General features: G+C 62.8%; 14 protein-coding genes and 4 pseudogenes. 7 read left to right on the plus strand and 11 right to left on the minus strand.

Features of this window, described 5'->3' with window-relative positions; translation table 11 throughout:
* Positions 1–2,393, plus strand: a pseudogene (locus tag VNX23_RS08100) (negative regulator of septation ring formation); the annotation flags it as partial.
* A 203-nt stretch (positions 2,394–2,596) separates the two neighbouring features.
* Positions 2,597–2,902, plus strand: a complete 306-nt coding sequence (locus VNX23_RS08105) for an antibiotic biosynthesis monooxygenase (RefSeq protein WP_325628853.1) — start codon at positions 2,597–2,599, stop codon at positions 2,900–2,902.
* A gap of 39 nt (positions 2,903–2,941) precedes the next feature.
* Here VNX23_RS08105 and VNX23_RS08110 read toward each other — a convergent pair whose 3' ends face one another.
* From VNX23_RS08110 to VNX23_RS08120, 3 genes are read right to left on the minus strand one after another with little or no spacing between them, the layout of a single operon-like run.
* The gene (locus VNX23_RS08110) at positions 2,942–3,829 is read right to left on the minus strand and encodes an MlaD family protein (RefSeq protein ID WP_325628855.1); all 888 of its coding nucleotides are present in this window, start codon (positions 3,827–3,829) and stop codon (positions 2,942–2,944) included.
* 26 nt (positions 3,830–3,855) lie between these two features.
* Positions 3,856–4,626: an ABC transporter ATP-binding protein gene (locus VNX23_RS08115; protein ID WP_325628857.1), complete on the minus strand. Its 771-nt coding sequence runs from the start codon at positions 4,624–4,626 to the stop codon at positions 3,856–3,858.
* 2 nt (positions 4,627–4,628) lie between these two features.
* Positions 4,629–5,762, minus strand: coding sequence for an ABC transporter permease (locus tag VNX23_RS08120; protein WP_325628859.1), 1,134 nt, complete (start codon positions 5,760–5,762; stop codon positions 4,629–4,631).
* Between the two features lie 153 nt (positions 5,763–5,915).
* Between VNX23_RS08120 and dgcA the strand changes: the two genes are divergently transcribed.
* The gene (gene dgcA, locus VNX23_RS08125) at positions 5,916–6,905 is read left to right on the plus strand and encodes an N-acetyl-D-Glu racemase DgcA (protein ID WP_325628861.1); all 990 of its coding nucleotides are present in this window, start codon (positions 5,916–5,918) and stop codon (positions 6,903–6,905) included.
* A 126-nt stretch (positions 6,906–7,031) separates the two neighbouring features.
* Here dgcA and VNX23_RS08130 read toward each other — a convergent pair.
* Together VNX23_RS08130 and VNX23_RS08135 are read right to left on the minus strand one after the other, a co-directional pair.
* Positions 7,032–8,449, minus strand: a pseudogene (locus tag VNX23_RS08130) (FAD-binding oxidoreductase).
* 181 nt (positions 8,450–8,630) lie between these two features.
* Positions 8,631–9,842, minus strand: coding sequence for an MFS transporter (locus tag VNX23_RS08135; protein WP_325628862.1), 1,212 nt, complete (start codon positions 9,840–9,842; stop codon positions 8,631–8,633).
* A gap of 239 nt (positions 9,843–10,081) precedes the next feature.
* Between VNX23_RS08135 and VNX23_RS08140 the strand changes: the two genes are divergently transcribed.
* Positions 10,082–11,179: a hypothetical protein gene (locus VNX23_RS08140; RefSeq protein ID WP_325628863.1), complete on the plus strand. Its 1,098-nt coding sequence runs from the start codon at positions 10,082–10,084 to the stop codon at positions 11,177–11,179.
* 45 nt (positions 11,180–11,224) lie between these two features.
* Here the strand turns inward: VNX23_RS08140 and VNX23_RS08145 are convergent.
* The 6 genes and pseudogenes from VNX23_RS08145 to thiD all read right to left on the minus strand — a co-directional run bounded on the left by VNX23_RS08145 (position 11,225) and on the right by thiD (position 16,607).
* Positions 11,225–11,525 (minus strand): annotated as a pseudogene (locus tag VNX23_RS08145) (EthD family reductase).
* Positions 11,526–11,770: 245 nt separating this feature from the next.
* Positions 11,771–12,754: a threonine/serine dehydratase gene (locus VNX23_RS08150; protein WP_325628928.1), complete on the minus strand. Its 984-nt coding sequence runs from the start codon at positions 12,752–12,754 to the stop codon at positions 11,771–11,773.
* Positions 12,755–12,800: 46 nt separating this feature from the next.
* Positions 12,801–13,856 carry a glycosyltransferase family 1 protein gene (locus tag VNX23_RS08155; protein ID WP_325628867.1) on the minus strand — a complete coding sequence of 352 codons (1,056 nt, stop codon included), beginning with the start codon at positions 13,854–13,856 and terminating at the stop codon, positions 12,801–12,803.
* Entirely contained in the window at positions 13,856–14,656 is an 801-nt protein-coding gene (locus tag VNX23_RS08160) for a UDP-2,3-diacylglucosamine diphosphatase (protein WP_414642960.1), read from the minus strand. Before VNX23_RS08160 ends, VNX23_RS08155 begins: the two co-directional genes overlap by 1 nt.
* Before the next feature lie 398 nt (positions 14,657–15,054).
* Positions 15,055–15,750: a YoaK family protein gene (locus VNX23_RS08165; protein ID WP_325628870.1), complete on the minus strand. Its 696-nt coding sequence runs from the start codon at positions 15,748–15,750 to the stop codon at positions 15,055–15,057.
* A 56-nt stretch (positions 15,751–15,806) separates the two neighbouring features.
* Complete coding sequence (thiD, locus tag VNX23_RS08170) at positions 15,807–16,607, minus strand: bifunctional hydroxymethylpyrimidine kinase/phosphomethylpyrimidine kinase (protein WP_325628872.1); 801 nt, start codon at positions 16,605–16,607, stop codon at positions 15,807–15,809.
* A gap of 140 nt (positions 16,608–16,747) precedes the next feature.
* Here thiD and VNX23_RS08175 point away from each other — a divergent pair, with 140 nt between their 5' ends.
* The 3 genes and pseudogenes from VNX23_RS08175 to VNX23_RS08185 all read left to right on the plus strand — a co-directional run bounded on the left by VNX23_RS08175 (position 16,748) and on the right by VNX23_RS08185 (position 18,023).
* Entirely contained in the window at positions 16,748–16,993 is a 246-nt protein-coding gene (locus VNX23_RS08175; RefSeq protein WP_325628874.1) for an Lrp/AsnC family transcriptional regulator, read from the plus strand.
* Positions 16,994–17,341: 348 nt separating this feature from the next.
* A pseudogene (locus VNX23_RS08180) lies at positions 17,342–17,473 on the plus strand (DUF2270 domain-containing protein); the annotation flags it as partial.
* 115 nt (positions 17,474–17,588) lie between these two features.
* Entirely contained in the window at positions 17,589–18,023 is a 435-nt protein-coding gene (locus VNX23_RS08185) for a DUF2270 domain-containing protein (RefSeq protein ID WP_325628876.1), read from the plus strand.
* The last annotated feature ends 2 nt before the right edge of the window (positions 18,024–18,025 follow it).

The raw sequence follows: 18,025 nt of genomic DNA on the forward strand, positions 1-18,025 counted from the left end.
CGATCGTGACCAGCGCCCGCGATGCGCAGACAACCCTTGTGTCGGCCTCCTCTGAGGCCGCCAATCAGGTCAAATCCCTTTCCGCCGAAATCGAGCGATCGCTCTCGACGGCGCACTCAGCGTCGGCAAGCGCGATCATCGCAGGCGCACGCGAGGCCCAGACCACCCTGGTGGCGGCCTCCTCGGAAGCTGCCAGCCATGTCAAGTCGCTGGCAGCCGATCTGGAGCGTACGTTGACCGCGGCCGGCACGGACACCGCCGCCTCCATCCTGAACAGCGCGCGCCAGGCCCAGGGTTCGCTGACTGCAACCTCCGCCGACGCCGCCAGCCAGATCCGAGCGATCTCGACGGATATCGAACGCGCGCTCGGCGCGGTGACGACCAACACCACCGACCGGATCGTACAGAGCGCACAGAGCGCGCAGCAGGCGCTGGTGGCTGCCTCCAACGAGGTCAGCTCGAAGGTCAAGTCGACGTCGGCAGAAGTGGAGCGCGCGGTGCTGGCCGTCAGCGGCACCTTCGGCACCGCCATGACCGGCAAGACCGACGAAATCGTCAGCTACGTGCAACAGCAGACCGAACGTCTGTCGCAGATGATCGACGGCAGGCGAGGCGCGCTCGTCGAGGCCCTCGGCGCCAAGGCCAACCTGCTGACGGCCGATATCGACCGCGCCACGTCGGAAGCATTGAGGTCGATCGAGACCCGCGGCCAGACCTTCTCCCAAGGGATTCTGGGCAACGGCAATGAAGTGGCGCGTTCGATCATCTCCGCCGGAGAACTTGCCACCAACTCGGTGAGCAAGTCGCTGAAGGAGCTGGAGCAGTCGTCGCGTACGGCGATCGACCAGTCGCGCCAGGTCTCGATCGCGGCGGTGACCGAGATGCAGGAAACCAGCAAGATCCTGCGCACCGATACGGTGGCGCTGTTCGAACGGCTCCGCGAGGGCAATATCCTGCTGCAGGAAGTTCTGACCGGTGCGCACGACAACCTCAACTCGCTGGAGCGCGCGCTCGTCACCCGCGTGGCCGACTTCGTCTCCTCCATGAACGATGTCACCACGCGAAACGGCGTCGCAACGCAGACGCTGGAAAACCAGCTGGGAATCTTCAACACGAAGACCTCCAAGGCGCTGGAGGACCTCAACGCGCTTTCCGGCCAGTTCGACCTTCACGGCAAGGCTCTGCTCGACGCGGCTTCGGTCGTGGAACAAAGCAACCGCAACACGAGCGCTACGCTCTCGGAACGCAAGTCGACGCTCGATACGCTCATCGCCACGATCGACCAGCGCACCGCCGATCTCGATCAACGGTTGTCGCGCTTCACCGGCTTGCTCGACGAGTCGCTTGCCGCGGCCGAAGAACGCGCCCGCGACATCGCCCGCGTCGTGGCGGAAACCGCCGGCGCGGGCTCGGCCGCGATCAGCCGGCATTTCGAGGCGGTGCGCACGGCGGCCGAAGAGGAACGCCGCCTAACCACCGACGCCATGGCCGAGCTCTATCAGCAGAGCACCGAGGAAGCGGACGCGATGTTCAAGCAGTCGGCGGAGAAATTCGCCAACATGGTCGCGAGCATGAAGCAGATGGCGGCCGAAATGCACCAGGAGCTGGAGGCCACCCGCGGCGAGCTTCGCCGTGGCGTGCTGGAAATGCCGCAGGAGGCGGCCGAGAGCACCGCGCAGATGCGCAAGGTGATCGTCGACCAGATCGAGGCGCTCGCCGAACTGAACCGGATCGTCGCCCATCACGGCCGCGGCCTCGACGTGGTCACCAACCGCACCAGTGTGCCACGCGAGGAAGAGCCGTCGCTGGCTGCCGTCACCGGGCGCGGCGAGGCACGCCCCGCAACACGCGCCAGTGCATCGAGCCTGCCGCTGCCCGATCTCGGTCTGCAGGGCACTCGACGAACCGAAGCTCCGCCGGTCTCGCCTGCCAATGCCGATCAGGGACGAGACGGATGGCTTTCCGATCTCTTGAGCCGCACGGATAGCAGCTGGGGAACAGGTCCCGTCAATCGCGAGACGACGCGCGCTCGCCCGGCCCAGCCGGCCGCCGGCGGCAATCCGCTGGAGTCGTTGTCACTCGACATCAGCCGCCTGATGGACCGCAATCTCGCCGCTGAGATGTGGGATCGCTATCAACGCGGCGAGAACAAGGCGTTCTCCAAGCGGCTCTATACGCCGGCCGGCCAGAAGGCGTTCGACGAGGTCGCGCGCAAATATCGCGCCGACCGCAACTTCAAGCAGACGGTCGACCGTTACATTGCCGAGTTCGAGCGCCTGCTCGACGAAGTGGCCCGCGAGGACCGGGGGCCGCAGGCGCTACGCGGTCACCTCACCTCCGAGACGGGTCTGGTCTACACCCTGCTCGCCCATGCCGCAGGACGGCTCGGCTAGGCTTCAAGCGAACTGTTGGAGAAAACGGAGGCATCGCTGCCTCCGTTTTATTTTTTTGACCGGAACGGCAACTTCATCAGGTCCCGAGCGTAACTTTGCGCGTTGTTGAGCGTAGCTCTGGATTGGCCCGTGAAACGCCCGATCTGGGTCGTGCGGTGAAGGCGGTTCGGATGGCTGCAACCAATGATTTGCTGGAGCAAAACATGTCAAAACTGGCTCTTTACGTCCCCCTCGAAGCCAAGCCTGGCAAGGAGAAGGAAGTCGCGGAGTTCCTCAAATCCGCGCTGCCGCTGGTCGATGCCGAACCGGGTACCGTCAGCTGGTTTGCGATCCAGAACGGGCCGTCGTCATTTGCGATTTTCGACACCTTCGATGACGAAAACGGCCGCAACGCGCATCTTAGCGGCAAGGTCGCCGCGGCGCTGATGGCGAAGGCCGGCGAACTTTTGGCCAAGCCGCCGGCGATTCACAGGATCGACATCCTCGCCGACAAGCTTCCAAAGAAATAGCCGCCGCCCCGATCGGCCGCCCGCTGGAGACGCGCGGCGCTATTGCCGCCTTCTTTCCCCCGCGGGCGGAGGCGGCGGCGCCGGCGTCGAGGCCGAAGCCGCCGCCGGTGGGCTTGGGGAACCGCTTGCGCCGAACAGAAGCCGCGTCGGGTTGCGGTCGAGATTGTTCACCGCGCGGCTGATGTCGGCCAGCGTGCGGCGGCCATCGGCCATCAGGGCGCCCGAGCGCTTGTCGAAATCTTCAGCCAGTTCCCGGATCGATTTCACGGTCAGGAACAGCTCGCCGCCCTCCTTGCCGCCGGCGAGCGTATTGAGACCGAGCATCAGGTTGTCGGCCTTCCCTATCACGCCCTCGACCTTCAGCATCACGTCGTCGATCTTCTGGGCATTGTGCGCCAGCGACGAGGTGAAGGTCTCGAGGTTTCGCAGCGAGTTCCTGACCGCCTGCTGGTTGTCAGCAACCACGCGGTTGATGTTCTGCAGCGTGCCACGGATCGCCTCGGTGACGTCCTGAAGCTGATTCGGGTCGGCAGTCAGCACGGGAATGCCGTCCTCGCCGAGCGGCACCGGTGGGGCATTTTCATCGCCGCCTTTGAGCGAAATCGCAGCGACGCCCGTCAGCCCCTGAAATTCGAGCCCAACCAAGGTGTCCTTGCGTAGCGGTGCGTTGTTTTCGACCATTGCGAGTGCGACCACGCGACGCGGGTTATCGAGCTTTACCGAAACGACTTCACCTACCCTGATACCATTGAAATTTACATTGCCGCCGTTGCGAAGGCCTGCGGCCGGGCCCTCGAAGACGATACGCAGCGGGCTGCGCAACTTGGTGGTGTGCAGGCTCTGGAACCAGAGCACAAAGCCGAACGCGGCGGCGATCACCGCAAGGGTGAAGGAACCGATCAGAACGAAGTTCGCCCGCGTTTCCATCAAACCAGCTCCGAAACCACCAAAAACTAGCCCATGACTGCGCGGGCGCGCTTTCCGTGGAAATAAGCCCTCAACCAGGGATGCTGCGAGGCCTGCATGTCGGCCATCGATCCGGCGGCAATGATTTTACCATTACCTAGAACAGCAATACGGTCACATGCAGTGTAAAGGCTGTCCAAATCGTGGGTTACCATGAAAACAGTCAGGCCCAAAGTCCGCTGCAGGGTCCGCACCAGTTCGTCGAAATCCCCGGCGCCGATCGGATCGAGACCCGAGGTCGGCTCATCCAGGAACACCAGTTCCGGATCAAGCGCGAGCGCGCGGGCAAGCGCCACACGCTTGATCATGCCGCCCGACAATTCGGCAGGGAAACGGTCAGCGACCTCGGGGCGCAATCCGACCATGCCGAGCTTGGCGACGGTGATCTCGTCGAGCAGGCGCTGGGTGACGTTGAGATATTCCCGCACCGGAAACTGGATGTTCTGGCGCACCGTCAGCGAGGAGAACAGCGCGCCCTGCTGGAACAGGATTCCCCAGCGCCGCTCGACTGCGCGCCGCTCCGAGGGGCTCGCGGCGTCGAGATCAACCCCGAATACCTCGATCCGCCCGGAAATCTTCGGGACCAGTCCGATGATGGTCCGCGTCAGCACCGATTTGCCCGCGCCGGAGGGTCCGACGAAGCCGAGGATTTCGCCGCGCTTCACGTCGAGATTAAGTCCGTCGAGGACTTTTGTCTTGCCGAACTTCACCGAGATGTCGCGCACCCGGATGACGGCGTTCTGTGCCTCCCCAGCCATTGTCACATTCCGATCGAGGCGAAGAAAATCGCGAACACGCCGTCCATCACGATGACGAAGAAGATCCCCTTCACGACCGAGGATGTGGTGTGCTGACCGAGCGATTCCGCGCTGCCCTGCACGGCGAGGCCCTCGACACAGGCGACGATCCCGATCACCGCCGCCATCACCGGCGCCTTGACGATACCGACGATGAAATGATTGATCGAGATCGCATCACGCAGCCGAAGCAGGAACGCTTCGGGGTCGACGCCGCCGTAGAGCCAGGCCACCAGCCCGCCGCCATAGAGCGCAGCCATCGCGCCGAGGAAAGCCAGGATCGGCAGTGCGATGATCAGCGCCAGCATCCGCGGCAGGATCAGAACCTCGATCGGATCGAAACCCATCGTGCGCAACGCATCGATCTCTTCGCGCATTTTCATGGAGCCGAGCTCGGCGGTGTAGGCACTCCCCGATCGTCCCGCCACCATGATCGCTACCAGGAGCACGCCGATCTCGCGCAGCACCAGCACGCCCAGCATGTCGACCACGAAAATATCCGCGCCGAATTTCCGGAAGTGAAAGATACCCTGCTGAGAGATGATGCAGCCGATCAGAAAGGTAATCAGAATCACGATAGGCACGGCATGCCAGCCGACCTGTTCCAGATGATGCACGGTGGAGGTCAAACGAAAGCTTCCAGGGTGGCGCAACATCCTCGCGCTCGCGGTCAGCACCGCGCCAAGCATGTCGATCAGGCCGACCACGGTGCCGCCGATGCCGAACATGGTGCGGCCGATCTGGTCCAGCATGCCCGCGATCGTCACGGTCGGGACCTCGGCCGCGGGGATCGCCTTCACACGCCGCACCTCGTCGACCAGGCTCGAATAGTCAGCCGAAAGGCCCGCAATCTTCGCCTCCATTTCACCATGGGTCAGGCTGCGCCGAAGCCGCTCGATCAGCCAGGCCCCGAAAGTATCGAGCCTGGAGACCTTCGACACGTCGATGGAGATATTCGACCGGCTGCCGGTCAGCCTCTCCGCATCGGCCACGATCTCCTCCAGCTGCGAGGCAAAACCGGCGGTCCATGACCCACCCGCACACAGCGCAAGCCCATTACCACTTGCAATCCGCTCCAATGTCGGGTCGCCCTTCACGATGCCAACTCCCGTATCGTCTTCCGGATTTTTCCTGATAGCGCTTTGAGAGGAAATTGCAGCAGCACGTTGAAAAAATTGTAGAACAGGTCACTAACCAGCCATACTTGGTTACGTTGGGCAAGCAGGTCGTTCGAGTTGCAAGGTATTAAAATGACCGAATCAGCTGTCCTTGCGGCACAAATCGAACGCTGGCCGATCGCAGGCCATTTCACCATCAGCCGGGGCGCCAAAACCGAGGCGGTCACAGTTGTGGCGGAAATCGGCCGTGGCGGCCATGTCGGACGGGGTGAGTGCGTCCCCTATCCCCGCTACGGCGAGACGCCGGAGGCTACGCTTAAGGCGATATTGTCGATGCAGGAGGCGGTCGGCCGAGGGCTCGACAGGCGCGCCTTGCAGGCGATGATGCAGCCCTCGGCTGCGCGCAATGCGCTCGATTGTGCCCTGCTTGACCTTGAGGCCAAGACCAGCGGCAAGCGCGTCTGGGACCTGCTCGGACGCCCTGCCCCGCGCGCCTGCACCACCGCCTACACGATCTCGCTTGGCTCGCCCGAGACGATGGCGGCGGCAACCGCCAAGGTCGCACACCGGCCATTGCTCAAGATCAAGCTTGGCGCTGAAGGCGACGGCGCGCGGATTGCGGCGGTGCGCGAGGCGGCGCCCCGGTCCGAACTTATCGTCGATGCCAATGAGGGCTGGACCGCGGCCAATCTCGAGCCAAACCTCGCCGAATGCGCCAGGGCCGGCGTCACGCTGGTGGAACAGCCGCTGCCGGCGGGCGAAGACGAGGCGCTGGCGCGGATCATGCGGCCGGTTGCGGTGTGCGCCGACGAGAGCGTGCATGACCGCGCTTCGCTCGAAGGGCTTCGCGAACGCTACGACGCCGTCAACATCAAGCTCGACAAGGCCGGCGGCTTGACCGAAGCACTGGCGATGGCGGATGCGGCGCACGCGCACGGGTTCGGAATCATGATCGGCTGCATGGTTGCGACTTCGCTGGCGATGGCGCCGGCGATGCTGCTCGCGCCAGAGGCGCGCTTTGTCGATCTCGACGGCCCGCTGTTGCTTAAGCGCGACCGCGACGGCGGATTGCGCTACGACGATAGCCTGATCTATCCGCCCGAGCCTGCGCTATGGGGCTAGGCGCGTGCTCATAAATCCGTGCGGTGAGCGCAGCCGGCTGGATGTCCGCTTCGCTCCGAAACCGGAGCTTGATCTGACGCTCGCTAAAGGACTCTCTCATGCGTCGTGACAAATAAACACAGCAAATCAAGGGATGATATTCTGGTTGAGGCGAAAAAGGTTGGTCGGATCGTAGCGGCGCTTGACTTCGGTTAGTTTTGCATAGTTCGCGCCGTAGGCGGTCTTGACCCGCTCCCCTTCGTCATCCGGCATGAAGTTCACATAAGCGGTGCCCGAAGCAAAGGGTGCGGTCCTCTCAAAGGTTTCCCTCGCCCATTCCACGTGGGGCCGGTCTGCCGACTTGTCCTGCCAGCGCGCATGCACGTTCATCCCGAAATGCGCGCTGCGCTGTGGAAAGGCGGTCGCGGAAACGGGCACGCGGGTTGCCGCGCCGCCGATATGAAAGATGAAAATCTCGCACTCCGGTCCCGGCGCCGTGCGGGCGGCCTCGACGATGACGTCCGCCGCGGCATCGGATAATTCGGCGAAGTCGCGGCTTTTCCAGTAGTTGCGGGCGCCAGCCGCCAGCAGCGGATCGAACGCGGCCTGCCAGCCGGCAAATGGCGTCGGACCCACGACATCGGCGATCGGAGTGCCAAGCGCACGTAGTCCGGCAGCAGCGCGTTCGCCATCCGCCAGATCACCCGTGTAGCACATGGCGAAAATCAGCACCTTGCGGCCATGCCACTCGGCCGGCAAAAATGGCAGAGGCGGGGCCGCGCGCAGCACCAGCCAGCACGTGAGTTCATCGGGCGCCCCCACCATCAGTTGGCGATAACGCCCGATCAGCGCCTCCGCGCCATCGAGCGAATGGATCACCAGCCCTGCCAGCACCTGCGGCCCCGCCTCGCGGAGTTCAAATTCGAACGCCGTAACGACACCGAAATTGCCACCGCCGCCCCGCAGCGCCCAGAAAAGGTCCGGATTCTCGGTCGAACTGGCGTGCAGAAGTTCGGCGTTCGCGGTGACCACATCCGCCGCAACGAGACTGTCGATAGTCAAGCCGAATTTGCGGGTAATCCAGCCGAAGCCGCCCCCTTTAACGTCAAACCGGCAATGCCAGTGGTAGAGTTGATGCCAGTCGGAACGGCGAGTCCGAACGGCTGCGTTTCCCGGTCGAGGTCGGCCAGCGTGGCACCGGGTTCGACCCACGCCCTGCGCGCCTTCGGATCGACGCGCACGCCTTTCATTCCGGACAGGTCGATCACGATCCCTTGGTCGCAGATCGCATTGCCGGCGATGTGATGGCCGCCACTGCGGACAGCCACAAGCAGATGATTGTCGCGCGCAAAGCGGATGCTGCGAATTGCGTCGCCAGCCTCCCGACACCGGACGATGAGCGCCGGTTTGCGGTTCACCGCAGCGTTCCAGATTGTGCGTGCCTCATCATAATGAGGACTGTCCGGGGTCAGGACCTCGCCGCGAATGGTTGCCTGCAAGGCCTCAATCGTCGCGGGCTCGATGACTTTCATGGAGGCGTCCAATGTTCTGAATGCTATTCCCATGACGGCTTCCTCCCCTGGAGCGGGCATCATTGCTGTGGGCATCGGCGGCGTGAGCATGACCCGAATGGCGCAAAAAATTTAGAGCCGGGCGTCCGGGTTTTTTGATCGATCGTCCTTTGCTGGTGCCTATTGCTTCGTGTGATCTCTAGAAGGAGTTGGCTGCGCGCTAATGAGCCACGCCCTAGTCAAGGGCCTTGCGCCAACCAGTCCCCGTCGAGCCTGAAAACGCCATGCGGTCCCTCGCAGACCACATCACGGCGGCGCCGAGCAGCGCCATCGCGGCCATCACGTAGTAGACCCCCTGCCCGTGGCGGGCAAAGATCGCGCCCGAGAGGATCGAGGCTCCCGAGGCGACGATCCCGTGGCAGGCGGCGAGATAACCCTGGCCTCGCGCCATGAAATGGAGCGGCACATGGCGCAGCATCAGCCCCATAGTGCCGACCTGGGTGATCCCGAAGGTGAGCCCATGCGCGAGCTGGACGATCGCCAGCACAGCGACCGGCGGCTCCTGCGCCGTGATCAACCAGCGCGCCACGGCGCTGAGCGCGCCGATCACGACCAGAACCGCCGGCTGCCATTTGAGGTGCGGCGAGATGGCAAACACCACGATCTCGGCAATGACGCCAAGCGCCCAGAGCACTGCGATCGTCAATCCGGAAAGGCCCGACAACTCCCAGGTGATGGAAGCGAAAGTGTAGTAGGCGGCATGGCTGCCCTGGATCAGCGCCGAAGCGAGGATGATGACGAGAAAGCGAGGGTCGCGCAGCAAGGCACTGGCACCATGATGCGCCGCCGGCTGCTTTCCTGAACCGTCCAGCGGTTGAAGCCCGAGGCTGAGCACGGCGCCCAGCGCTGCGGTTGCGACGATGACCCAGATCAGGTGTTGCCAGGCAATGATATCGACCAGCAGCCCGCACACGAGCGCGCCAACGACGAAGGCGGCCGAGCCCCACAATCGCAATGGTCCGTATTTGAGGCCGTACCGCGCGGCCCCCCGCAAGGCATAGGCATCGGTCAGCGGGATCATCGGCGTCCACACCGAGGCAGTGACAACATAGGCGAGGAATACGAGCGGCGCCCGGGCTTGCGTGCCGACCACCGAGAACCCGAGCGTGGTCATGATCGCCGTCACGATCATGGCGCCGCGCAACGCGGAGCGCCGTTCGGCAAGGCCTGCGACCCATGGCAGCACCGTAAACCGGGTGACCGCAGGGACCGCGGTAATGATGCCGATCCAGGACGGTTCGATGCCGACCGAGCGCAGCCACAACGGAAAAAACGGCAGATGGGTGCCGATCAGGGTGAACACGGCCCCATAAAACAGCGCCAGCCGGTTCGCGAATCGGCGTGAGGCGTTCCCCGATGGGATGGGGATTTGTGTGTCAAATGACATCAAATCAATTGCGATTCGGTCGATATCGTGGTGATCGTTAGGCTAGTGGAGTGGATCTGACATTCGCTTCCCACCTGGCCGCGAGTCCGGAAAGCGAATGTCAAATCCTAAACTCTAGTAGAATCTAATATTTGCTAATGGTCCAATGATTCCAACATTCGCAAAAGTGGCCGCCGAGAAGGGATGCGAATGTGAGAATCGGACCACTAACGTGCAATGATTTGCGCGACGAGTTCGCCATGGCCAACGAAGCTTTCGCCCTGTCACCGATTTCCGCCCGCGCGGCCCAGCCGAGCGAGGCGGATTATGAGGCGATCAGGGAAGCATTTTTGGAGACCTCGCGCGGCCGCTGGTTTCTCGGCGAATATGCCAAACGCAACCGTAACGCCGACACCAGAATGGTGCTCGACGCGGTGGCGCGGATCGAGGAGACGCTTGCCGCGCAAAAAGCACCTGTCCACGATCCCCGCTTCGATGAGGCGCTGGCCGCCCTTCGTGCCACGCTGAACGAGGCGAGGGCCGCCGCGTCCGCGGCGCTCGGTGAGCTTGCGCTTGAAGAAAATCTCGCGCCCGTGCGCAAGGGCGCCCGCGTCATCCGGGAAATCTCCTGGCGCTTGCGCGAGATCGGCGCGGACGGCCGGATTTGCGATCTGATCGATTCCCAGGTCGGCGCCATCGAAGGGGCTTCGGCCAAAATTGCCGTAACAGATCCGGCGGGCTCTCTGAACGCGGCTTTCGATCTGATCGAGGCGCAACTCGCCGCGTTCGAAGCCCAGGACGAAGAGACCGACCAGGGCATTCTTGCCGCGGATGCGGCGGTCGCCAAAGAGTTGCACGATGAGGGGTCCGAAGCGGCAGCCCGAATGGCAGCATCTGGCACGGGCGTCGCTCCTAAGGATGCGCTCGGCGATCCTGCAACGGCAGTTGAAGTCGCCGAGGCAACGCTTGATGCCGACGACGAAATTCTCGAACCTGTCGACGCTTTCGAGGTCGAGGACGAGGCCGTCCTCGACGTGGTTGCGGCCGAAATGGCCGCGCCGGATTCGGACGAAGCCTACGTTCCGGCCGAATTCAGGACTTACGAAAACGAGGCTTTCGAAGGCGAAGCCACCGGCGCGGAGCCGGTCAAGCCCGTCGTCACTGAACGGCCGGAGCCGAGGTCGGCGCTGGCCGTTCAACGTGCCGTCGAGGTTTCCACCTCGCCCTCGGCCCGACCTTCCCTTGGTTCGAGCCTGCTCGCGAACGGAATCGTGCAAAGGCCGCGTATTTCGAAACCCGATCCACTGGCTCCGATCCGGCGCATGAGCCAGACCGAGAAGATCGCGTTCTTCTCGTAGGCTGATCCAAAAAATGCGCGGATATCCTTTGCCGGTGCCAACCCGTCACTTCAACGGAAAATGCATCATGGTAACGCCGCCGGAGGCGTAGTTGGGCACATCGGCTGCCACCGCCCGACCTTCCTTCGACCCGAAACCGCTCATCATAGCCGCTTCGCTTTCGAAGTCGGCTTCGAAGACGCAGAAATACGGCGCCTTGCCCGGCCCCATCGGCTTCACGTCAAAGCCATAACGGGGATTCTTGATGCCTGGAATCTTGTGCGCAAGGCACGTGCGTCTCGACATAGTACTTCTTGAAGTGGGCGGGATCCTTGGGTTCATTGTAGAGGACGAGCAGCCTGTGCATGAAAAACCTCCCGATTTTTTTCTAGATCGTGATGCAATTAATTGGAATCGCATCATGATCTCATCTCTTTGTTTGAGCATGATCTTTTCGGAAAACCGGTATCCACTTTGCGCTAACGCGGCCCTCCGGGTCCGGATCATGCTCTGACTCGCCCTTCGGCCGAGATCCGCCAGCAGAAAAGGCCGAGCGAAACGACCGTAACAGACCGACAGGATTTCCGGGAGAACCAATATCGACGGGCCCGATCAGGCGATCAGTCTGGCGTACAAATCCGCGTCCACGTTGCCGCCGGAAAGCACGATCACGACATTCTTACCGCGTGCTTCGACGTGACCGGCCAGAAGTGCCGCCAGCCCTACCGCCCCGCCCGGCTCGACCACGAGCTTCAATTCGCGGAATGCGAAAGCGACCGCCGCTGCCACCTGCGCATCCGAAGCAGTGACGCCCGTGGCAAGCAAGCGACTGTTGATGGCGAAGGTGATTTCACCGGGCGTCAGGGCCATCAGCGCGTCGCAGATGGTGCGGCCCCTGGCCTCGTGGGCTTCGCGCTTGCCCGCGCGCAGGGAACGGGCGTGATCGTCGAACCCTTCCGGTTCGGCGGACATCACCATGGCTCTCGGAAAGCGTGCCTTGATCGCGGTTGCGACGCCCGCGACCAGCCCGCCGCCGGAGACGGGTACCACCACGATATCCGGCTCAACGCCCAGCACCGCCAGATCTTCGGCGATTTCGCGCCCCACCGTGCCCTGGCCTGCGATCACCATCGGGTCATCATAAGGCGGCACCAGCGTAGCCCCGCGCTGACCGGCAATGTCGCGGGCGATCGCTTCACGGTCCTCGCGGTCACGGTCGTACAGCACGACCTCCGCGCCAAAGGCTTTGGTGCGCTCGCGCTTGGCGAGCGGGGCGTCAGCCGGCATCACGATGGTGGCCCGCATGTTGAGAATTTGCGCGGCCGCCGCCACGCCCTGGGCGTGGTTGCCGGAAGAGAACGCGACCACGCCGCCGCCGCGCGCATCGGGCGGGATTGACGACAGCTTGTTGAAGGCGCCGCGGAATTTGAACGATCCGGTCCGCTGCAGCACCTCGGGTTTGACAAAGACCTTTGCGCCGAGGCGCTCGCTGAGCACAGGTGGCGACAATAATGGTGTCCGCACCGCAAACGGCGCGATCGCGCGCGCCGCCGCGTCGATATCGGCATGGCCGACAGGCAGGAGGGACGTATCCATCATACAGCGACCCTTGTATCGGCCCCCTGGCTGGCCGACAAGGTGGCTAGCCGAGAAGGTGTGCCTCTTCGGTCGCAAAACGCATCGTGCCGGGTTCCACCGGGAGGCTGCGAATGTCGGCCATATTCTCGATGAAAGCCCGCGCCGAGGCGTCCCAGCTGTGGCGTGCGGCAAATTTTGCGCATTCCTGCTGCGGGATCCGCAAGGCGGCAAGACATGCCTGTCGGAGATCGTCGTTCAACGCGCCAACAGGCGCCGAGCCGAGCACATCGCGGGGTCCGGTCACCGGAAAGGCTGCAACCGGCACGCCGCTTGCGAGCGCCTCCAGCAGCACCAGACCGAAAGTATCCGTCTTGCTCGGGAACACGAACACGTCCGCCGCAGCATAGGTGCTCGCCAGTTCCTCGCCCTGCTGCGCGCCAAGGAACACGGCTTGCGGATATTTTCGCATCAGGGCTGCGCGCGCCGGACCGTCGCCGACGATGACCTTGGTGCCCGGCAAATCAAGATCGAGAAACGCCTCGAGGTTTTTCTCCACCGCGACACGGCCGACAGAAAGAAAGACCGGGCGCGGCATGCCGAGGTCGACAGCGCGCGGATGAAACAGCCTCGTGTCCACCCCGCGCGGCCACAACACGATATTGCGAAAGCCGCGCGCACCTAATTCGCTGGCAAGCGCCGGCGTTGCCACCATCACCGCCCGGCTGCCGCGGTGGAAGGCGCGAAGCGCCCTCCACACCCATGACTCGCGAACCGGCAAACGCGCCGAAACATATTCGGGAAAGCGGGTATGAAAGCTGGTCGTGAACGGCACACCGTCTTTGCGGCAATAGCGGCGCACCAAAATTCCGATCGGTCCTTCGGTCGCGATATGAATGCTGTCGGGCTGCGCCGCCTGGATCAGGCGAGCGATCTTCGCGCCAGTGGGCAATGCCAGGCGCAGATCCGGATAGCTCGGCATCGCAAAGGTGCGGAACGACTGTGGCGTGAGAAAAGTGATTTCGATGCCGAAAGACTTTGCCGCTTCCGCGGTCATGGTCAGCGTCCGCACCACCCCGTTGACCTGCGGGTGCCACGCGTCCGTCGCGACCAGGATGCGCATTACGCCGCGGCGCGCGCCGCAACCGGGGCAACCGGAGCCGACCGGCGCAGCGGATCGGTCCAGGTGATGATTTCGAAGCGACCGTCATCGTGCTCGACAAGGGCCGTGCAGCTCTCGACCCAGTCGCCGCAGTTCATGTATCGAATGCCGTGTTCGTCACGGATCGTGGCGTAGTGGATGTGGCCGCAGATCACGCCGTCGGCGCCGTGGCGGCGCGCCTCCGCCGCGAGCGTCGTCTCAAAGGCACCGATGTAGTTGACGGCGTTTTTCACCTTCAACTTCGCCCATTGCGACAGCGACCAATAGGGAACGCCGAAGGCGCGCCGGAAAAAGTTGACAAGCCGGTTCATCTGGATGGCGAAATCATAGGCCTTGTCGCCGAGGTGGGCGAGCCAGCGCGCGTTCTGGACCACGAGATCGAAAATGTCGCCGTGAATGACAAGGTAGCGCCGCCCGTCGACGCCGACATGGACGGTATTTTCCACCACGTCGATGCCGCCGAAATGCGTGCCGTAATAGTTCCTCAGGAACTCGTCATGGTTGCCCGGCACATAGATCACCTTGGCGCCCTTGCGCGCCTTGCGCAAAACCTTCTGCACGAAGTCGTTATGCGATTGCGGCCAGTACCAGCTCGATTGCAGCGCCCAGCCGTCGACAATATCGCCGACCAGATAGATCGTGTCGGCGTCATGGCTGCGGAGAAAGTCGAGCAAGCGGTCGGCCTGTGAGCCTCGGGCTCCGAGATGGACGTCGGAAATAAACAAAGTGCGAAAGCGCCGTTCGGGCAACTCTTCACTCAGGGAGTCACTAGTGCCCACTTTCCGAGGTTCGTGTTCCACTGCAGCACCCACCTTTCACGAACTTCGGAAAGCCATGGGCACCAGCAAATCTATGATTCTAGTACCGCTCATCGATCTGAAGTCCCTGAAAAGAACTCGCCGCTTGTGGTGCAGGGACCTCAGATCGGCGGAGCTAGCCATGCGCGCCCCTAACAGATTCCCATGACAATGGGATGACCGCTCACGGCTCGCCTAAGTCGTTGCCGTTAACCACGAATCAGACCAGGTCGTCTTTCACCCGGCGATAGCAGGACGTTGCGACAATCAGGCGACATGGACGGAGCAGTTGCGAGGCATTGCTCGCCGCTTCCACTGCGCTGTGCGCGAAAGGTCGCGGCCCTTGCTTCAGTCGCCGGCCATCACGGATTCGTCTTGGGCGGATCCAGCAGGCGAACAATCAGCGAAAGCATGGCCACGATCGGCGGCAACACAAAGCACCACACGCCAAATCGCGTGAAAAAGAGCGCCGCAGCACCACAGCCACAAGCGAAGACAAGGACATTGGTCGACATCCGAACAAGCCGCGAAGGCGATTGGGCGCTTTCCCCTGCACGCTTGTAAAGCTTGTCGGCCAGATCGATCATGATCTGGGTTGTAGTGCCAGTCATGAGGGTGGAAGGCGGAGCGCTGCCGAGATGCACGCGGTGAACCGCGTTCTGGATCGCCATGGCGGCGACCAGGACCATGCCCGTCAAGATCGCTTGCCAACCATCCCCGTCATGGAAGGGACCGAACCGAATGGCGAGCGATGCGCCGGCGATGAGGAAGAGAACCTTGAGGCCGAGCAAGGTCTCGAAGGCAGCGATCGAGCGGTTTGACAACAGCGTGCCGAGCAGTCGCGCCGCAATCACCACCGCGCAAAAGACGGGCAGCGCAAGCAGCTTGGCGAGGGCGCCGGAGGTGCCGAGCGCCAGCGATGCGCCGAGAGTGACGAAATTGCCGGTAACGTGAGCGGTGAAAAGGCCCTGCAGCGCAAGAAAGCCGGCCGTGTCTACATAGCCTGCGTTGAAGCTTAAGACCAAAGGAAGCGCAGCGCGCGTTTCGAAGGCAGCCATCTTCAGCCCTTGAGATAAGATTCAACTACCTGATCGTTACGAAGACCGTGAAGCGATCAATAAAACCGGTGGAAATGATGCACCGGTCCGTGACCGTGGCCGACTTCGAGGCGATCGGCGGCTGCGATCGCCGCACTGATCCACGCCTTGGCGTTGCGCACGGCGATCTCCATGTCCTCGCCCTTGGCAAGGCCGGCGGCGATGGCAGATGAAAGCGAGCACCCGGTTCCATGGGTATTTCTGGTGCCGATGCGCGGCGCCGGCAGCTTGACCATGCCGTTGCCGCTGAACAGATAGTCGATGCTCTCCGCCCCCTGCCCGTGGCCACCCTTGATCAATACCGCCCGGCAGCCGAACGCCAGCAGGCGCCTGCCCTGATTGGCAATCGCGGCCTCGTCGGGCGCGACCGCTTCATCGAGGAGTGCGGCTGCTTCGGGCAAATTCGGCGTGATCAGAAAGGCGCGAGGGATGAGCTTTGTCCGCAGGCTTAGAACCGCATCAGCTGCCAGTAACCGGTCGCCGGAGGATGCGACCATCACGGGATCGAGCACGGCATGCGCCACCTGCCATCGCGCCAGCGCCGCGGCGATCGCCTCTATCGTGGCTGACTCGCCGACCATGCCGATCTTTACCGCCTTGACGTCGAGATCGCCGAACACCGCATCGATCTGCGCGGTCACGAATGCCGGCGGCACGGCGTGAATACCACTCACGCCACGCGTGTTCTGGGCGGTGAGCGCGGTGATGACCGAGGCGCCGTAGACGCCGAGGGCGGCAAACGTCTTCAGGTCGGCCTGAATGCCGGCACCGCCGGAGGAGTCCGAACCCGCAATTGTAACCGCGATCGGTATGGTCATCGCGCCGCTCGATGCGAGAGAGGCTGCTGCTTCATGTCCATGATTTCTCCTACCGCGGCGTGTTGTTGCCAGCAAGTTCCGGGAGGTTATATTAGTCGATCAGACCGGGCCTTTTCGAAATTGCCCCTGGAGACGACGCGATGGTTCCCTTCTTCATCCAGATCAAATGCAAGCTCGGCCAGTCCTACGCCGTTGCCAACGCCATCGCCGAGGCCGAGATCGCCTCCGAAATCTATTCCACCGCAGGCCATTACGACCTGCTGGTGAAATTCTATGTCGAGAACGACGTCGATATCGGACATTTCGTCAACGAGAAAGTGCAGACCATCCCGGGTATCCAGGACACCCACACCATCATCACCTTCAAGGCTTTCGGCACGCCCTAGTGTGGCCGTTCAGAAGTCCGCATCATTGCTACTGCGAGTTCGTCATGCGGACTTCTGAACCAAAGCCATGCTTGCGAACTTCGGAATCGGAGCTCTAGCGTCCCTTTGGTTCTGACGTTCGTAAACGAACCCGCCGCGATTCGATACGAATGTCAGAACCGGGACACTGGAGCCTCACATATTGCGGCGCACCGCGCCCTTCGCCCGCCTCGTGCTGGTAATCGGCCCGCGGGACCCGCATAGTGGCGGCAGATTTTCGTGGCCGGCTTATCGGCGTCGACGAGATCATTGTCTGCCGTTTACGCCGGCCGGTTCGCAAAAAATTCGTTCGGGCAACGGAGGCGCGCCATGTCCCTTACTGTTTCCAACGAAGCAAAGCCGCTGCGCACATTCGATTCCGCCGAAATCGGCGCCATCGCGCATCTCTATCGCGGCGAGGTCTACCGCTCAACGATCTGGCGCACGCGGCTCGACAACACCACCAACTGGTCGATCGTGACGATGGGAATCGCACTGTCGACGGCCTTCTCAAGTCCTGGAAGCCTCGCCGCTGCCGCTGCTGCTCGTCGGGCTCCTGATTGCCGTATTCCTCGGCATGGAGGCGCGGCGCTATCGCTATTTCAATGTCTGGCGCGCCCGCGCTCGCTGGTTGGAGACGAATTTCTACGCGCCGATCTTCACTGGCGAGGCGCGCGACAACGACTGGCAGGCCATCCTTGCCCGCGACTTGACGAGGCCGCGTCATCACATTTCATTTATGCGCGCGGCGGGACGCCGGTTGCGTCGCAATTATGTATGGATCCTGGCGGTCCAGGTGATCGCCTATTACGGCAAGATCGCCATCCATCCGACGCCGGCGACCACGCTTTCCGAGTTTGCCGATCGCGCTGCGGTCGGCCCCATTCCCGGCTGGGTCGTCCTGATCGTCGGCTTGGTCTATAATTTCGGCTGGATCGCCTTCGCGCTCGGCACCATGTGGCTGGACCGGCACCAGCACGGCGCAAAGGGCGAAGGGGTGGCGATGGGATAGCA

This window comes from Bradyrhizobium sp., assembly GCF_035570375.1.
Lineage (GTDB): Bacteria > Pseudomonadota > Alphaproteobacteria > Rhizobiales > Xanthobacteraceae > Bradyrhizobium.